The organism is Mucilaginibacter sp. GW821-FHT07H05, assembly GCF_059418485.1.
Genome location: NZ_JBWKPY010000001.1, coordinates 780,025 through 794,300, shown reverse-complemented (window position 1 = coordinate 794,300; position 14,276 = coordinate 780,025). Strand labels below are relative to the sequence as shown.

11 protein-coding genes are annotated in these 14,276 nt (G+C 42.5%); 5 read left to right on the top strand and 6 right to left on the bottom strand.

Annotated elements, in window-relative coordinates:
* Nucleotides 1–22: 22 nt before the first annotated feature.
* Nucleotides 23–688, bottom strand: a complete 666-nt coding sequence (locus AC07M6_RS03345; protein WP_494887496.1) for a 7-cyano-7-deazaguanine synthase — start codon at nucleotides 686–688, stop codon at nucleotides 23–25.
* Between the two features lie 388 nt (nucleotides 689–1,076).
* Between AC07M6_RS03345 and AC07M6_RS03340 the strand changes: the two genes are divergently transcribed.
* Nucleotides 1,077–2,387 (top strand): amidohydrolase family protein, encoded by a 1,311-nt coding sequence (locus AC07M6_RS03340; RefSeq protein WP_494887495.1) that lies wholly within the window; start codon nucleotides 1,077–1,079, stop codon nucleotides 2,385–2,387.
* Between the two features lie 207 nt (nucleotides 2,388–2,594).
* On the opposite strand, the gene AC07M6_RS03335 is transcribed toward AC07M6_RS03340, so the two are convergent.
* A complete protein-coding gene (locus AC07M6_RS03335) occupies nucleotides 2,595–4,958 on the bottom strand; it encodes an outer membrane beta-barrel family protein (RefSeq protein ID WP_494887494.1) in 2,364 nt (787 codons plus the stop codon).
* Between the two features lie 377 nt (nucleotides 4,959–5,335).
* Between AC07M6_RS03335 and AC07M6_RS03330 the strand changes: the two genes are divergently transcribed.
* From AC07M6_RS03330 to AC07M6_RS03320, 3 genes are all read left to right on the top strand, one after another.
* Entirely contained in the window at nucleotides 5,336–8,299 is a 2,964-nt protein-coding gene (locus AC07M6_RS03330) for a sensor histidine kinase (RefSeq protein ID WP_494887493.1), read from the top strand.
* 66 nt (nucleotides 8,300–8,365) lie between these two features.
* Nucleotides 8,366–9,253 carry a dienelactone hydrolase family protein gene (locus tag AC07M6_RS03325; RefSeq protein ID WP_494887492.1) on the top strand — a complete coding sequence of 296 codons (888 nt, stop codon included), beginning with the start codon at nucleotides 8,366–8,368 and terminating at the stop codon, nucleotides 9,251–9,253.
* Between the two features lie 8 nt (nucleotides 9,254–9,261).
* The gene (locus AC07M6_RS03320; protein WP_494887491.1) at nucleotides 9,262–10,266 is read left to right on the top strand and encodes a 2-hydroxyacid dehydrogenase; all 1,005 of its coding nucleotides are present in this window, start codon (nucleotides 9,262–9,264) and stop codon (nucleotides 10,264–10,266) included.
* An 84-nt stretch (nucleotides 10,267–10,350) separates the two neighbouring features.
* On the opposite strand, the gene AC07M6_RS03315 is transcribed toward AC07M6_RS03320, so the two are convergent.
* Genes AC07M6_RS03315 through AC07M6_RS03305 form a run of 3 tightly spaced genes read right to left on the bottom strand, consistent with a single transcriptional unit; the run spans nucleotide 10,351 to nucleotide 11,826 of the window.
* Nucleotides 10,351–10,710: a diacylglycerol kinase family protein gene (locus AC07M6_RS03315; protein WP_494887490.1), complete on the bottom strand. Its 360-nt coding sequence runs from the start codon at nucleotides 10,708–10,710 to the stop codon at nucleotides 10,351–10,353.
* A gap of 25 nt (nucleotides 10,711–10,735) precedes the next feature.
* Nucleotides 10,736–11,239, bottom strand: coding sequence for a hypothetical protein (locus AC07M6_RS03310; RefSeq protein ID WP_494887489.1), 504 nt, complete (start codon nucleotides 11,237–11,239; stop codon nucleotides 10,736–10,738).
* Nucleotides 11,236–11,826 (bottom strand): class I SAM-dependent methyltransferase, encoded by a 591-nt coding sequence (locus AC07M6_RS03305; RefSeq protein WP_494887488.1) that lies wholly within the window; start codon nucleotides 11,824–11,826, stop codon nucleotides 11,236–11,238. Before AC07M6_RS03305 ends, AC07M6_RS03310 begins: the two co-directional genes overlap by 4 nt.
* A gap of 372 nt (nucleotides 11,827–12,198) precedes the next feature.
* Between AC07M6_RS03305 and AC07M6_RS03300 the strand changes: the two genes are divergently transcribed.
* A complete protein-coding gene (locus tag AC07M6_RS03300) occupies nucleotides 12,199–12,648 on the top strand; it encodes a hypothetical protein (RefSeq protein WP_494887487.1) in 450 nt (149 codons plus the stop codon).
* A gap of 80 nt (nucleotides 12,649–12,728) precedes the next feature.
* On the opposite strand, the gene AC07M6_RS03295 is transcribed toward AC07M6_RS03300, so the two are convergent.
* Nucleotides 12,729–14,264: a glycoside hydrolase family 53 protein gene (locus AC07M6_RS03295; RefSeq protein ID WP_494887486.1), complete on the bottom strand. Its 1,536-nt coding sequence runs from the start codon at nucleotides 14,262–14,264 to the stop codon at nucleotides 12,729–12,731.
* Nucleotides 14,265–14,276: the final 12 nt, after the last annotated feature.

Sequence of the window (14,276 nt, the reverse complement as noted above, 5' to 3'; positions counted from 1 at the left end):
GTTGGCCGTAATTTCGTAATGTTTATTTTGCGAGCCATACCTGTTCTAAAAAAACATTATCGTTTTCCAACGCATTTTTTCTTTCAATGCATTTGATGCACTTACCACAAGTTATTCCATTTATAGACGAGAAGCAACTAACCGTTTCATTAATAGCAATGTTGTAATCCTTTGCCATACTAAATATGTCCTGTTTGTGAAGTTTTTGAAAAGGAGTCAATATTTCAAATGACTGACCAATTTCGTCGGCAATTAATTCCGTTACCAAATATTTAGTTTTTTCAAACTCTGTTTCTGTAAGGTTGATAAAATCATCTTGATGAACAGCCCAATTTAAACTGTAAATTTCATTGGCCACAGAGTTCATTGCCGCTATCATTAACATAAGGTGAATACTTAACGGTGCTTGCTGCAACCCATTGGGAATACAATCTTTGGCACCACCTAAAGAGAATTTAAATGCCGGATTATTCCCATAAATATTGACAAGCATTGACACATCGAACACTTGGTGGCTGATTTCTAATTTTTTTGCAAAAAATTCTGCCGATCCTACTTCGTCTGCATTTGTACCGCGAGGATGATGAAGGAATGTAAGCGCATTGACTTTATACCCTTGTCTGACTAGATGATATGCCAGAGTCACAGAATCAGGGCCTCCGGATAATAATAGACTAGTTTGTTTCATGATTAGTGAGGTCTAGACTGCAAATTACAAAATTAATTGAAATCCACATATTTATCTCTTTTATAAAGGCACCCACCCATTCAAGCGTGCCGCTTGAATGCAAGATAATATAAGCATCCCGCTTAATATTATAAAATTTAGTTTAAGCGGGACGCTTAATTGCTATATATCCAAGCGGCACGCTTGGACGGGCGGATTATGATGGATTTCTTGTTCTTCTTTGTAACTAAATATTTTGGAACGGGTCAAAGATTTAGTATAATTATCGTGATTCTGAATTCATCTGGCACCACAAGAACGGCAACAGGAATGCAGCATGCCTTGCCTCTTGTATTATAAGGCTTATTCGCGGGGACTTCTTTAATTATACCAATTCTTATATTTATACATGAAAAAAACAATTTTCCTCGCCCTGTTAGTACTTCCATACTTTTCCAAAGCACAAATCAGCCATAAGTATCTCATTAAAACAGGTAAACTGTTTGATAGCGAAACGGGAACATTTAAAACTGGTTTGGATGTGTTGGTTGATGGCAGCAGGATAGAAGGCGTTAAGCCCGACAAGGACGTTACAGCCAATGAAAAGCAAGATCATCAGTTGATTGATCTTTCTAAATACGCTATTTTGCCGGGTCTTATTGATTCGCATACGCACCTGCTTTTTCGGGAAGAGTTACAGCCAGGCATGGACTTTTCGACCCTTTCTTTAGAAAAGGTCTTAACTCAGCAGGGTGATGCTTACCGGGCCATTTATGGGGCTGTAAGGGCCAAAGCCTATTTAGAGGCGGGCATTACTTCCGTGCAGGATTTGGGCAACTCGGGCAAATTTGCCGATATCGCATTGCGCAAGGCTATTGAGGATGGTTTGGTCATTGGGCCACGTATGAGCTGTGCCGGGCAGGGACTTTCCAGCGAGGGCGGTCAACTGCCTGGGCTGATTTACCAGCATCGCGGTATCGCAAATGATGAATACCGAATAGTGACCAGCCCTTTCGACGCTATTCAGGCAGTGCGTGAAAATGTCACTCAAGGGGTAAACGTGATAAAAATTTATTCCAACAATACACCTAACCGTACCGCACTTTCGGTTGACGAGATGCGGGCAATAGTTATCGAAGCGCATCGCTATCACCTTCGTGTAACCGCTCACGCTACTGATAATCAGGCCGTTTACAACGCTATAATTGCCGGGGTCGACGGCATTGAACATGGCTATGAAGTGGCGGACAGTACGCTTATTATGATGGCCAAAAAGAAAGTTATACTGGTGCCAACTGACGGCGACAGTACTATTTTCGCAAACTATGTAAAGATTGCCTACCCCGATGACAAAAACGCTGGGCCGCAAATAAAAAAAATGCTAAATGCCCAGGCCAGCCGGCTGCAACGCGCCCTCAAATATGGCGTTATAATAGCTGCCGGCTCGGACGATTACATTGACGTAAAGATGCCTTATGCGGCTTGGTCTAAACATATGCTCATTGGTTATCAGGAAGAAGGGGTAAGTATCCCGCAAATCCTCCAGTTTGCAACCGTGAACGCAGCAAAGCAGCTTAATATGTCCGGCAAAATCGGCGCGCTCAAAATCGGCTTCCTTGCTGATATTATTGCCGTGGACGACAATATTGATACGGATATACACGCCATTTTGAATATCCATTTTGTAATGAAGGATGGGGTGGTATACGTGAATAAGTAGTCATTTATTTAAACGCTGCTATCCATAGAAACACATCTTAATTATCAAATTTATTAAGAATGTACCACGCCCATTCAAGCGTGCCGCTTGAATGCAAGATAATATAGCGTGCCGCTTAAATTATAAAGTTTAGTTTAAGCATACCGCTTAAATTTCTATATGTCCAAGCGGTACGCCTGGACGGGCAGGGACTTTAAAATCATGTTACTATTGAGCTCTTCTTTGCTCATCAAAAGATATGTTCTTGTTGTTTCCGGAAACTTTTGATCTTCCGAATAAGTAGGTAACACCAAGACTGAAGGTTTTATAATGATAGTCCGTTCTTTCTGTCTGCACAAATTGGCTAAAACGTGCATCATATTTGTTTACCGTACCCAGAAAGTAAGATGGGTTGATTATCAAATTATTGTTAAGCAATTTTAATCTGGCCCCCACCCTAAAATCACGTTGACTGTATGTATAAGTATTTCCACTGGTTGAGGGAAGGCTTTGGCTGTAGTTCAGGTAGAAATTTAACAGTTTAGTTGCCTTGAAATTATTATTGACGCTAAACGATGCAGAGGTTCCGTTTTGGATGGGAATCGCTGCTATTTTGGATTTTGAGGATGAATAAAAAAAAGAGGCTGAGCTGCTGTTTTCCCACCAATTAAAAAATGCCCGGTTAAAGGAAATGTAGGCCCCCACGTTATCCCGTGTTAAAAAGTTTCCTCTGCTTGAAACCACTAATGGCCCCTCAATCGTTGTAAGTAATGAATTTACATCACTGGCGTGTTGTGTAAATGCAGTAAAAGAAAACATGCTTTTATATAGGTAATTAAGTTCGAAATTGTTACTGTATGAAGGTAATAGCAGTGGATTGCCGGTAGCATAAGTATAAATGTTTGTATAATAGTCAAAGGGGTTTAAGGAACTGAGGCCCGGGCGGTTGATCCGTCGCGAATAATTTAAAGAAAAAACATTGTTTCCGTCAGCTTTGTAAACGATATAGGCCGTAGGGAATAGGGCACCATAATTACGCTTATTACGCTGGTTTAAAGTAGGCGAATAACCATCCGTCATTGTGTACTCATAACGCAATCCTGCCTTGGCCGTCCATTTTTTTGATAGTTCAGATGCCATACTGTAATACGCGGCCAGGTTTTTTTCGGTATAATCGAAATCGTTACTGCGCGTTTGGTCCAGCAGGAGATTATCGTTGACATTATTATAATATGCTACGCTGGCCTTATTATCATAGTTGGCAAACTTAGCGCCTGTTTCTATTTTAGCCCATTTATAAGGCAATGTTAAATCTGATTGAATAGACCAGATATTGTATTTTGACAAGTTATTATTTTGAACTGAAGCATAGGTGTTTGCAGATTCAGAAACAAAACTATTTCTTACTTCAGGCCTGTTCGTGAAAAAATTAACAGAACTGCTTAATTTCTTTCCGGCCGAATCAATCTTTAAATCGTGATATATATTTAAGGTCTGTGCAAATAATGGCCTTGACATTTCGCCTTTAGTGTTCAAAACCGAATCGACAGTATTGCCCGTACCATAGCTATAATTATTAACATAGGTATCCTTCTCTTTGCTGTGTGAAATATTATAAATAAACCCGATGTTATTGTGCTTGTTTAACTCATAATCTATACTTAAACCAGCCTGCAAACCTGGTGTAATTGATATACGTTGCTCGTTACTAAGTATTTGACTGGGGTTCCCAATTATATTGAGCCAATCGTTCAGTATATTATGATAACGTGATTGGTTAAATGTAAAAGAGCTGTTAATTTTTTTTGAGCGGAAAAAAAGGGCGAGATTGTTGTTATAGGAGGCGTAGACGGCCTTCCGATATGTCGAACTTAATGACCCGCGCCAGCCTAAAGATTCGTTTTTCTTTAAAACAATGTTAATCAGGCCGGCATTGCCCTGGGCCTCATATTTTGCGGGCGGGTTGGTAATGATCTCGATTTTTTCCACACCTTCAGATCTGAGAGCTTTCAGATAATTAGTCAGGTCTGTTCCGCTTAAATAAATTATTTTCTCATTTATCATAACGCCCATACCGCCTTTGCCCACCATAGAAACGCCATTGTCGGATACCTTTAAAAAAGGCGCCACCTGCAAAGCCTCAAAGAGGGACGAGCCATTTGCCATTATCGTGTTGTTCAGGTTAAATATCCACCGATCAACCTTTCGTTCAAGAACAGGACGTGTACTTGCAATGGCGACTTCCTTTAGCTCTTTCAATTGTTTGTTGAGAATAACATCAGTTAATTTAACAGAAGAGCCGTTAAATGTAATATTGTTTAACAACTGATTATTGTAGCCTATGCACGAAACCTTAACGGTAAATACGCCGTTATTTAAATTAGTGAGCTCGAAATAGCCTTCCTTGTTACTTACCCCATATTTTACCACGGTTGAGTCTGCAGCATTTAAAACTGTTATAGTTGCACTTTCAATTCCCCTACCCCCGGTTTCTATTACCCTGCCAGAAACAGCCTGCGCAGAACTTTGATAAATTAAACTTAAAAGCAAAAGAAAACTTAATGTGCTGGCTTTGTAAAAAAATAAATTCATATAAATTTTTCATGGGTTTGCCTATAATACTCAACCAATAAAAAAAGGTTACAACAAATTAAGCTTTGATGGAGCAAGATGTGCCGCGTGTAGAATGAAATGTCATATGCGATATGAAAATTATCCATCCTCTTACCCACCTTTACCCCGCCCATTCAAGCGTGCCGCTTGAATGCAAAATAATTTAAGCGTCCCGCTTAAATTATTATAGTAGCTTAAGCGGGACGCTTAAAACTACTATGTGTCCAAGCGGAACGCTTGGACAGGCAGACAGAGAATGAAATATCGTACACGATATCAAAACTATTCCCATCCTCCTGCCCACCTTTACTTTTATATTTTAAACAACTACATTTACGGGTCATTCAGTTGCTCATATGCACAAGCCCTTTTTAATTAAAATTAGTTTAACCTTTCTTATACTGTTCACTTGTGCAGGTTTAAAGGCCCAGGACAGCCAGACAAAACAAGTCCCCGGCTTCCCGACCAAAGAGATCTACGACCTGCATGTAGACCGGCATGGCTTTATATGGATAGCCAGCGATTATGGCGTAAGCCGGTACGATGGTGTTAACTTTACCCATTTCAGTCACCCCCGCCAAATTTCCTTAGGCTGCACCAATCTGCTGGAAGATGGTTACGGCCGCATCTGGTTCAACAACTTCAACGGACAGATCTTTTATATCGAGCATGAAACGGTTACGCTGGTAGAAAGTTATGATTACAAAAACGAGCACAACTTCCCCCGGATGGCCCTGTTTAACAACCAGCTTTTGGCCACATCAGATAAAGGCTTGTTTGTGCTGAACACCCAAAACTTAACAGCAAAATACATCGGCAATACTTATACATCAAGCCTGGCGGTATTACAAAACCGGGTACTGGTACGCGGCGACCAAACCTGGTATGCCTATACCCCGGCAAGCGGTCTGAAAAAAATAACCTATACCGGCGACCAGGAAATGAAGGGTAATGTTTACCAGTTGGCCCAAAATACTTACCGCGATACCGTATACATGATGGTTAACCCCACAGGCGTGGTAAAAAAACTGCTGCTGCAAAACGATACCGTTAAACAGTGCGGGCAAATAGCGTTTAACACTTTCATCAATACCATAGCTATCGCACCCGATAATCAATGGATTAACACCAACAATTACAGCTACAATTTAAAAACCGGGGAGAAAATAAAAGGGTATAACTTATCTGATATTGTAACCGACCACGAAGGCAATAAATGGTTCTGCAGTTTATACTACGGGCTATTAACCCAATACAAAAATGATATTGCCAATAAAACAACATTACCGGCTTTAGATCCCGACGACCTGGTGGTTAGTATCAAAAAATACAAAAACGGGCTACTGCTGGGCACGCAAAAAGGATGCCTGATGCTGTATGATCCGGTTTCAAAAAGTACCGTTTTTAAGATCAGGCTAACACCTGCCGGGGGGGCCATTAACTACATTGCCCCCATTAATCCGGATGAATATATCATCGCGTCGTCGCTGGCTACGTATAAGATCGCCCTGCTCACCAAAACAGTTACCGAGTTAACCAGCATTAAAACCGTAAAGCAACTGTGTTACGATGATAAAGCTATTTATATTGCATCAACCAGCGGCCTTTATGTAATACCTAAGGAAAAATCTGACCGATTGAACCAGCAGATCGCCGCCGCGTTTGGCCATATCTTTAAATACAGCCCGGCCGATAATTATTTTTACCTGCGGTTACGCAGCCGCACGTTAGCCTATTTCCCGGACCAGGCCGCCTTGTTTGTTGCGATAAAAAACAGCTTATTTAAAATCGACAAAAACGGCATGAAGCCCTTTTTATTTAATAACGAACAGGTTTACGCAGCTTCGTTAGCGTATGCAGATCACCGGCTGTATATCGGTACCATCAGCAACGGCATGTTGGTGGTCGAAAAAAACGATATCAAACAGATCTCTGTGCAAAACGGACTATTCTCTAAGTCGGTATTTAAGATCAAACCTATCGATAAAAATTTATGGATCTTAGGATCGGGGCCTTTACAGATCTTTAACACACAAAAACAAGCCCTGCTTGATAATTACGAGTTCCCCGACCGCAGCGCGTCCGAGGTGTTAGACTTGGACGGAATAGGCCCAATGGTGTATTTAGCTACGGCAACAGGTTTGGATAATTTCCCGCTGGTAAAGACCAGGTTTGATAAAAAACTGAAAAATTATTTACTGTATGTTAAGGTGAATAACCAGATATCAACAGAAAACCACAGTAGTAAACTATCCTACTCGCAAAATAACGTATTGTTTAATATCGGTATCCCGGCTTACTTAAAGGCTCGTGAAATTTATATTAAATACTGCCTGGCGACAAAAACAGACAGTACCTGGCTAACAACCGAGCCGGGCGAACGCACCATTCACTTCTCGTCGTTAATGCCGGGATCGTACACCTTAAAAGCTATCGCGGTTGATCCCCGGTTGGGAATGGCGGATAGTATGATCAAATATAATTTTACTATTAAAGAACCCTGGTGGCGCGGAACAGCTTTTAAAATAGCGGTTGTTTTGGCCTTCCTGCTTTTTGTTTTTTATGGTTATGTGCTGATGTTGCGTAAAAGGCTGTCGCTTAAAAAGGCGTTTGATACCCAGCAACAACTGATCCTGGCCGAAAGGCAACGGATAAGTTCTGAAATGCACGACGATATTGGATCGGGGGTATTTGCCATCCAATCGTTGGCTAATAAGGCCGGCAAGGCCGAACATGCAGGCCCGGAGATTGACCAGATAAAAAGCATGGTTAACGATTTGTCGGTAAAAATACGCGAAGTTATCTGGAGCACCCATGTGGGTAACGATAACCTTGAAATGCTGATCTATTACACTTTTGCCCAGATCGATCGTTTACTGGAGCACGCGGAGATAGATCTGGTTTCAGAGTTCCCCGATCAGATCCCGGATTTAAAGATCACTGTTCAAAGCCGTCGCACCATCTACCTTTTAGTTAAGGAAATAGTGCACAACGCCATTAAGCATTCAAAAGCAACTACCATAACGCTGAAGATGTTTACAGATGAACAAACGCTTTATATCGCTGTAAGCGATAACGGAGTTGGCATAAACCCCGGTAATTCGCCATCAAAAGGAACCGGGAACGGCATGGGCTTGGGAAATATCCGGTCGAGGGTTGAAAAATTTAACGGCAAGCTTTCCATAGAGAGTAATAACGGCGCCCATATTAACATTGAGATACCGCTTAGCGCACTGAAGGTTGTTGAATTTGATAAAAAGCTGAATAAATGGCAGTTACTCATCGCCCGCCTTTTAAAGCTGCCAACGGATCACCGGTAGGGCGAAACCTGCGAATTTTATCTTTGGATTGGCGTAATTGCTTATATTTGATCAAAACGTTTATCTATGAGCGATATTAATAAAGCCGACATCAAGCAGGAAGTGTTTGATCTCTATGATGATTATGCCCATAACCGGTTAGACCGGCGTTCCTTTGTACAAAAGCTATCCTTATACGCTGTAGGCGGACTAACCGTACCGGCCTTAATGAGTTTCCTGATGCCCGATTATCAGGGAAACGTACAGATTAAACCGGATGACCCGCGTTTGAAATCTGAGTATATCAAATACGATTCGCCAAAGGGCGGCGGTGCCATCAAAGCTTTACTGTCGGAACCTAAAGATAATAAAAAGAAACTGGGCGGCATCATTGTGGTGCACGAGAACCGGGGCTTAAACCCTTATATCGAGGATGTAGCCCGCCGGGCTGCCTTGGCAGGCTTTATAAGTTTGGCACCCGACGCCCTGACGCCACTGGGTGGTTACCCCGGTAATGACGATGAAGGCCGTACGATGCAAAGCAAACGTGATCCGAAAGAAATGGTGGAGAATTTTATAGATGCCTTTCATTACTTAAAAAATCATCCGGATTGCAACGGCAAAGTTGGTGTAGTTGGTTTTTGTTACGGTGGCGGCATAGCCAACACCCTGGCTGTACGGCTGCCCGATCTGGCGGCCGCGGTACCTTTCTATGGCAGTCAACCCACAGCAGATGACGTGCCGAAGATTAAAGCCCCGCTCCTGCTCCATTATGCCTCGCTGGATGCCCGCATCACAGGCGGCTGGCCGGCTTATGAAGCGGCCTTAAAAGCGAACGGTAAAAAATACCAGGCCTATATTTACGATAATGTTAACCATGGTTTCCATAACGACACCACACCGCGCTATGACAAAGCCGCCGCGGAACTGGCATGGAAACGCACCATTGAGTTTTTCAGCGAGTATTTGAAATAGCAGATCGCATGAAAATACTTTTCTTCTCGGCAAAACCTTATGATAAGGCATCGTTTGATACGCATAATGCCAATTATGGTTTTGAGCTGGAATACCTGGAAACCCACCTGGGGCCGCATATCGTTAACGCGGTAGATGAGGGTACATTTGCCGTATGTGTATTTGTTAATGATAAGTTGAACGCCGAAGTGATTGGGATATTAGCCGGGAAAGGCGTAAAAGTAATAGCCCTGCGCTGTGCCGGCTTTAATAATGTCGACCTGGCAGCAGCTGAGCAATACGGGATCAGCGTGTGCCGGGTACCGGCCTATTCGCCCGAGGCAGTGGCCGAACATGCGGTTGCGATGCTGTTAACACTCAATAGAAAAACACACAAAGCCTATAACCGGGTGCGGGAGCAAAATTTTTCGTTAAACGGATTGTTAGGCTTTAACCTGCATGGTAAAACCGTCGGCGTAATCGGTACGGGCAAAATCGGTAAGGCTTTTTGTAAGATCATGCTGGGCTTCGGGTGCAAGGTTTTAGCTTACGACCTGATGCTTGACGAGCACATGGTAGCTGCCGGTGTACAATACGGCTCCTTTAACCAGGTGTTGCAGCAGGCAGATATCCTTTCCCTGCATTGTCCGTTGACACCGGAAAACCGCTACCTCATTAACGAGGCTACGCTTAGCCAGATGAAACAGGGCGCAACGCTGATCAACACCAGCCGCGGTGCGCTGATTGATACCCACGCGGTGATCGCCGCTTTAAAAACTGGCCGACTGGCTTATCTGGGTATTGATGTTTATGAGCAGGAAGAACGCTTATTCTTTAAAGATCTGTCGGGCAGTATTATCGAAGATGATACCATACAGCGGCTGATGAGTTTCCCGAATGTGCTGGTAACGGGCCACCAGGCCTTTTTTACCGCCGATGCCCTGTCCCAAATTGCCGAAACTACCCTGAACAGTGTTGATCAGCTCAGTAAGGGTATGGCGCCGGATGACGCGTTTATGGTCCGGCTAAGTTAGTGTTAAGTCAAAAGTCTTTAGTCCGAAATCTTAAGTCAAATTTGGTCCTTTTCTGATTTAGACCTTCAGACTTTCGACTAAAGACTAAGGGAATAAATACGGCAGGTAAATGATGGCGGCACATACAACCGCGAAACAGCAAATAACTAGCACAGCCCCCGAAGCCAGATCTTTTACCTGTCCAATCAAGGGGTCCTGTTCCCTGGTAACCCGGTCCGCTAACTTTTCGATAGCTGTGTTGAAGATCTCGGCCATCCATGCCAGGCCGATCAGTATCAGGGTAATGAGCCATTCGGTTCGGTTAACCTTCAGCAGGCTGTTTACTATCATAACGGCAACAGCAGCGGCCAGATGAAAGATCATATTATGCTCATATCTAAATGCCATCCATATCCCACGTATGGAGTATGGATAGCTGTTCAGGTGTTTCTTGATTCTGTTCATGCTTTTTCCGGTGTGATATTTTATGCTATTTTATAACATGTGCTAAATAAACAATGCAGTAACTGGCCAAACAAACCATCGTTTTTGAGTTCAACGAAGTTAAAATATTCTGCTTGTCAGATCGATCACTGAAAGCGTAATTTCCAATCAGCCAAAATATGGCAGAAATGCCAATGTCCATCAAATCAAAGCGTCCGTTGGTAATGTGAAGGAGTTGAAATATTTCCAGGCCAAAACAAAATATAAGCGGAATAAATACACAATCCATCCGCCAGTTATTCAGCTTAATATAATACGGTTTTGAAGTAAGCGTAATGCAGAATACCCATAAACCTTCAGGCAGGGAATAAACAACAATGTTATTGAATGGCAATACCTTAACAATATGTGATTTTAACATGGTATACGTCCCGAATGAAATCATCCGGATCACGATCTCGTTCACAACAGTACGGTCTGTTCGGTAAAACAAGTAAATAAACAAACTGATGAGTAACGATACGCAAATAAAAATATACTTTCTGCTCACTTTTTCCGGTAAATTAAAAGTTTGAAATAGGATGCTAAGCCAAAATGAACTTCTTTTAGCAGGCTAAACTTTTTGATGGTGGCAATTTCATCGATACAAAAAACCGATCGGAAATGCAGGAGTTTTGAAATCGTCCCGAACGCGCGATCAATATGCCTCAGCCAGTTATTGGGGGTAAAATGATTAAGAATAAATACCTGTCCACTCGGTTTTAATACCCTGAACACTTCTTCCAATAATTGCGCCGGCTCATCTACCACGGCAATCACATGCGAGAGAACAACGTAGTCAAATTCGTGATCATTAAACAAGAGCGCTTTACCATCCATCTCGAAAACCCTGATATTTCCGCAACTCTTTTTGCTCGCAATTTCAAGCATGGCTGCAGATGTATCGATACCAATGATCTGATGCTTTTTATAAAGTTGGAAATGAGCGCCGTTGCCAACACCAATCTCCAGCAAACTGCCCTCGGGTAACCTATTGATCTCGTTAAATAAAACTTTCTTTTGTGGTTTCAGGAAGACATCCACCAACGGATATAAGAAGGAGAATTTGTTGTAAAAGTGATCCGTTTGTTTACTCATCTTAAAATCATCTGAATTATACTAACCTTATCGTTTCTTATTGATGCCTCATCCTTTAATAAACTGGAGCTTGCATTCCAGTTCGATAACTGTCACATATAGAAGCAAAAATAATAATTTACTTTTTATTTCAAAGTACTTTGTTATTTAATAAGTACATACCTTAAAACCCTATGGAGGGCAATGGAAATTGCAGAAATGAAAAGACTATAGCGGGAATGGATAAGGGATGACCCAGGTAAAAGAACTTTACTACCCTATTCCGAATAGTGATCTTCATCAGTTTTTAAGTTGTTGATGGTCATTGGGAAAGGGTATTTATTCGCTCATTTTTGGGCGAATAAACAAATAGATCACTAATTATTAAAAATCATGAAAAAACTACATTTCTTATTATTCATGCTGGCCATCACTACTGGTGTTAGTGCCTGGGCGCAAGCTAAAAAGGACACGACATTTAAAATCTTTATTAATGCTAAAGGCGGAATTCATGACCACGGCGGAACCCAACTTGGCTATATTGATAAAGAAAACATAGTCAGGAACAACAAAGGCCAGAAACTTTATTTTATTGACCGGGACGGCAACGTAATAGATGCGAAAGGGCAAAAGCTGGGCAAGGCGCAAAAGAACGGAAGTTACTACAACATCAACGGGGAGAATATTCTGAGTACAAAGGATTTAGACAAAGAGAAATGCGCGATCCTGGATCCGCAGGGCCATAACTTCGGTACGGCGCATAAAAACTATAAGTTGCATGCCTGTGCTGCACATTGTTACTTCCTGGAACAACAAAAGAAAAAGATACATACTCATCATTGATCAGTCTTTTGCTGAACGATATAAAATGCTGCATTAACGATACCCCAAACTTTTAATATCGTTAATGCAGCATTTAAATTTTATTGCTTAAAAAATTCGATATCGTCCATACTGCAATATTTTGCCCCCGATGTGTAAAAACCAATGGTGCATTGCCCGTTGGTAACAATGATATTGGTTACCTGTAGTTTTTGCCAGCCTCCGGCCACCGGTATGTTGGTATTGATCTGCGTACCGCCAAAATCTTTGGCAAACATATAGTTGCTCGTTTCGGCATAAGGGCTGATCACCCATGCCTGAAAGGTGTAGGTACCATTGGCTAAGCCGGTGATGGTTTGACTGGTAGATACATTAAAAGCGGAATTTTTATAATGTGTTAACCTAAAGCTGCCGCTGTGGGCCGTTGCCTCGGTGTAATTAGCCTCCGGATTGCTGCCTGCAGTTACCCAGCCGGTTGGTGTTTGGGTGCCAATGGTATCCACCTCAAACCCCGGATTGTTCACCAGCGAAAACGCGTCGAACGCCAGTGTGGGGTTTTTACCTGTAGCGCTAAAACAACTTTTATTTATGGCCGCGTGATTATATGCCTCGGGTTCCCAATAGTATACGCCCAGGCCGTGGTTGCCCGACAGGGAGACTATGTTATTCTGAAGCGTATTGATCATTAATTGTGCCTTTTTAGGATCAGACTGTGGATAACCGCATTCGGCAACCATCAGGTCTTTCCCGTACCGGGTAACCAAATCCTGCATATTGGTATAGGTTGATGCCATAACAGATGTATAGTTTGATGAAGGGTATACGGAGATCCCAATGATATCAAACGCCGCGCCGTTGGTTATTAAACCATCCAGCACATTACGGCAGGCGGTATTATCATACCCTTTTGAAAAATGCACCATTACCTTTATCGAACTGTTGACCGCTTTTACGGCATCGTACCCAGCTTTATAAAGAGCCGCATAATTAACCATATTCCCTGCCGAAATTTGCCCGGTAGGCCACAGCATCCCGTCATCGGTTTCGTTACCTACCTGTACATACGTTGGCGTTACCCCATGAGCGATCAACGAATCGAGACAGGCGGTAGTATGGGTGGCAACAGCTGTTTGAAGCGCCGACAGCGTATAACTGCTCCAGGCCGCCGGCTTGGTTTGATGCCCGGGATCGGCCCAGGTATCGCTGTAATGAAAATCTATCAGCAGTTTCATACCCGCGTTTTTAGCCCTTACGGCTTTGGCTATCACATCATTAATGCCATTGTAATAGCTTGGCCCGGCGGGGTTAACCCATACCCGCAGCCTGATGGTGTTGATATTACGTTCCTTCAGCACCGTAAACAGGTCCTGCTGATCTGTGGTGTTGAAAAAGAAATTCCCCCCGTTTTCCATCTGGGTTACAAAGCTTACATCTGCCCCGCGTAAAAAATCGGGGTTGGTGGTAATGATCGAGTTAACCGATAGCAGAGACGACTTTGATGTCGCTTCGCTCACCGGATCCGGTACGTTGAGAGTTGACTTACTACATCCCGAATTAACAAAAACATAAAGAATGATACCGATAGAAAAAAGCAGTTCTCTCCCGCTCCTCTCAAAATTTGAAAGACTTGTTTTCATAATGATATTTAT